General features: G+C 72.3%; 3 protein-coding genes. 2 read left to right on the top strand and 1 reads right to left on the bottom strand.

The window, feature by feature from the left end; translation table 11 throughout:
* Positions 1 to 2,106 (top strand): RNA degradosome polyphosphate kinase (locus H5J29_RS25945; protein WP_181783639.1); only part of this gene is annotated, 2,106 nt, incomplete at its 5' end.
* A 10-nt stretch (positions 2,107 to 2,116) separates the two neighbouring features.
* Positions 2,117 to 3,028 carry an NUDIX hydrolase gene (locus H5J29_RS25940; RefSeq protein ID WP_181783638.1) on the top strand — a complete coding sequence of 304 codons (912 nt, stop codon included), beginning with the start codon at positions 2,117 to 2,119 and terminating at the stop codon, positions 3,026 to 3,028.
* Positions 3,029 to 3,112: 84 nt separating this feature from the next.
* On the opposite strand, the gene H5J29_RS25935 is transcribed toward H5J29_RS25940, so the two are convergent.
* The coding region (locus H5J29_RS25935; protein ID WP_181783637.1) for a hypothetical protein at positions 3,113 to 3,407 on the bottom strand (295 nt) is incomplete at its 5' end.

The following is a 3,407-nucleotide window of genomic DNA, read 5'->3' as shown; positions in this document are numbered from 1 at the left end:
ACCACCGTCGCGGCGCCCAGTGGGCTGCCGGAGAACCGCTACCTCAACCGCGAGCTCTCCTGGCTGGACTTCAACGCCCGCGTGCTGGCCCTGGCCGAGGACACCAGCCAGCCGCTGCTGGAGCGGGCCAAGTTCCTCGCGATCTTCGCCAGCAACCTGGACGAGTTCTACATGGTCCGGGTGGCCGGGCTGAAGCGCCGGGACGAGACCGGGCTGGCCGTGCGCAGCGCCGACGGGCTTTCCCCGCGCGAGCAGCTGGCCCACATCCACGAGCGCAGCCAGGCGATCTCCGAGGCCCACGCCCGCGTGTTCCTCGACGAGGTGCGCCCCGAGCTGGCCGAGCGCGGCATCCACATCCGCCGGTGGAGCGACCTGTCGGAGATCCAGCGCGGCAGGCTGAGCGACTACTTCGCCGCGCAGGTCTTCCCGGTGCTCACGCCCCTGGCCGTCGACCCCGCGCACCCCTTCCCGTACATCTCTGGGCTGTCGCTGAACCTCGCCGTCACGGTGCGGGACACCGACAGCCGCACCGAGCGCTTCGCCCGGGTGAAGGTCCCGAACAACGTCCCCCGCCTCGTCCGCGTGCAGGACGACGAGGGCAAGCCGGGCCGAGACGTCACGTTCCTGCCCATCGAGGACCTCATCTCCGCCCACCTCGGCGAGCTCTTCCCGGGCCTCGAGGTCGCGGAGGTGCACGCCTTCCGGGTCACCCGCAACGCGGACCTGGAGGTCGAGGAGGACCGGGACGAGGACCTGCTGCAGGCCCTCGAACGCGAGCTGGCCCGCCGCCGGTTCGGCCCGCCGGTACGGCTCGAGGTCACCGACACGATGAGCGAGCACGTGCTGGAGCTGCTGCTCCGCGAGCTCGACGTGGACCCGAGCGACGTCGTCACCGTGCCCGGTCTGCTCGACATGACCTGCCTCTGGGAGGTCTACGCCGCGGACCGGCCCGACCTCAAGGACGAGCCCTTCCGCCCCGCCACGCACCCCGCGTTCGGCGAGCGGGAGACCCCGCGCAGCATCTTCGCCACGCTCCGGGAGGGAGACGTCCTCGTCCACCACCCGTACGACTCCTTCTCGACGAGCGTGCAGCGCTTCATCGAGCAGGCCGCGGCGGACCCGAACGTGCTGGCGATCAAGCAGACGCTGTACCGGACGTCGGGCGACTCGCCGATCGTCGACGCGCTGATCGACGCCGCCGCCGCGGGCAAGCAGGTCGTGGCGCTGGTGGAGATCAAGGCGCGGTTCGACGAGCAGGCCAACATCCGCTGGGCGCGCGAGCTGGAGAAGTCCGGGGTGCACGTTGTCTACGGGCTGGTGGGGCTCAAGACGCACTGCAAGACCTCGCTGGTGGTGCGCCAGGAGGGCTCGACCATCCGCCGCTACTGCCACATCGGCACCGGCAACTACAACCCGAAGACCGCGCGGCTCTACGAGGACATCGGCGTGCTCACCGCCGACCCCACGATCGGCGCGGACCTCACGGACCTGTTCAACTCGCTCACCGGCTACTCCCGGCAGACCTCCTACCGCTCGCTGCTGGTCGCCCCCTACGGCGTCCGCCGCGGGATCGTGCGGCGCATCGAGGACGAGATCGAGGCGCACCGGGCCGGGGACGGGCGGGCGCGGATCCAGATCAAGGTCAACTCGCTCGTCGACGAGCAGGTGATCGACGCCCTCTACCGCGCCTCGCAGGCGGGCGTGCCGGTGGACGTCGTGGTCCGCGGGATCTGCGCGATCCGGCCCGGCGTGGAGGGGCTGTCGGAGAACATCCAGGTCCGCTCGATCCTCGGGCGCTTCCTGGAGCACTCGCGGGTCTTCCACTTCGGTGCGGCGGACGAGTACTGGATCGGCAGCGCGGACATGATGCACCGCAACCTGGACCGTCGCGTCGAGGTGCTGCTGCGGGTGGCGGACCCGCGGCTCTCCGGCCAGCTCGCCGACGTCTTCGAGTCCAGCCTCGACCCCGCCACCCGCTGCTGGACGCTGGTCGACGACCGCTGGGAACCCTCCCCGCCGCCGGGCACCGACCTGGAGAAGGTGCGAGACCACCAGGCGGAGCTGATGATCGCGCACTCCGCCCGCACGCTCGACGACGTCGAATAGCACCGGAGAGATGACGGACCTGCACGCCGCCCTCGGCGCCGACGTCCTGGCCGGGGGCACCGTCCTCTGGCGCCCGCTGAACGCCGGGGTCCACGTGGCGCTGGTCCACCGACCGCGCTACGACGACTGGTCGCTGCCCAAGGGCAAGCTCGACCGGGGCGAGAGCCTCGCCGCCTGTGCCCTGCGCGAGACCTGGGAGGAGACCGGCGTCCGCGCGCGCCTCGGCGCCTGCATCGGGGACGTGCGGTACGCGGTCCCCGAGGGCCGCAAGCTGGTGCGGTACTGGGCCGCCGAGGCGCTCGAGATCCCGGACTTCACCCCGAACGACGAGGTGGACGAGCTCCGCTGGGTCACCCCCGCCACCGCCGCGGACCTGGTGCAGTACCCGCACGACCGGGTCGTGCTCGAGCGCTTCCGCGTGCCCCACTCGGTGCTGCTGGTGGTCCGACACGCCAAGGCGGGCAGCCGCAAGGACTGGGAGGGCGACGACGACCTACGCCCGCTCTCCGGCGTCGGCCGCAGCCAGGCGGCCCACCTCGTCGACTTCCTCGCCCGCTTCGGCCCGGAGCGCTACCACTCGGCCCTGCCGATCCGCTGCCTGGACACGGTCCGCCCCGCGGCCGCCGACCTTCCCATCACGCCCGAGCCGCTGCTCGGCGAGGAGGGCTACTGGGAGAAGCCGGACGCGGGTCTGACCCGGTTCCGCGAGCTGCTCGCCGAACCGGGCGTGACCGCGCTGTGCAGCCAGGGCGGGGTGATCCCGGACGTCGTGGCCCTCCTGCTGGAGGAGACGGGCGTGCCCGCGAACGGGGTCCCGTCCCCGCAGGACAAGGCGGTGCCGAGCCGCAAGGCGAGCACCTGGGTGCTCACCGCCGACGCGGCGGGCACCCTCACCTCGGCGGACTACTACCCCAGCCCCTGACCCCACGCACCCTGGCTCCCTGACGGACGTTTCACCGGCCGATCTCGGGCGTCATGGCCCCATGATGCGGGTGGGGGCGGCGCGCTACTTCTTCGCCGCCTTCTTCTTGGCAGCCGGCTTCTCGGCGGCGGCCTTCTTCGTGGTGGTCTTGGCGGCCGTGGTCTTGGCTGCGGTGGCCTTCGCGGCGGTGCTCTTCGCCGCGGCGGGCTTCGCGGGCGCGGCCTTGGCCGGGGTCGCCTTCGCCGGGGTCGCCTTCTTGGCGGTCTTCTCGGCCGCTGGGGCCTTCGCGGCGGCCGGCTTCGCGGCGGTGGTCCGCTTCTTCGGGGCCGGCTTCTCCTCGGAGAAGGAGCCCGCGGAACGGGCGGCGGTCCGGGTCGCC

Source organism: Pseudonocardia pini, from assembly GCF_013870575.1.
In the GTDB taxonomy this organism is placed as follows: Bacteria; Actinomycetota; Actinomycetes; order Mycobacteriales; family Pseudonocardiaceae; genus Pseudonocardia; species Pseudonocardia pini.
Note: the sequence above shows the minus strand (reverse complement) of the source record. Positions and strands in the feature narration are given on the sequence as shown.

Excerpts from the sequence above, each read along its gene's own strand:
- H5J29_RS25940 (WP_181783638.1), top strand. The coding sequence starts at position 2,117 with ATGACGGACCTGCACGCCGCCCTCGGCGCCGACGTCCTGGCCGGGGGC.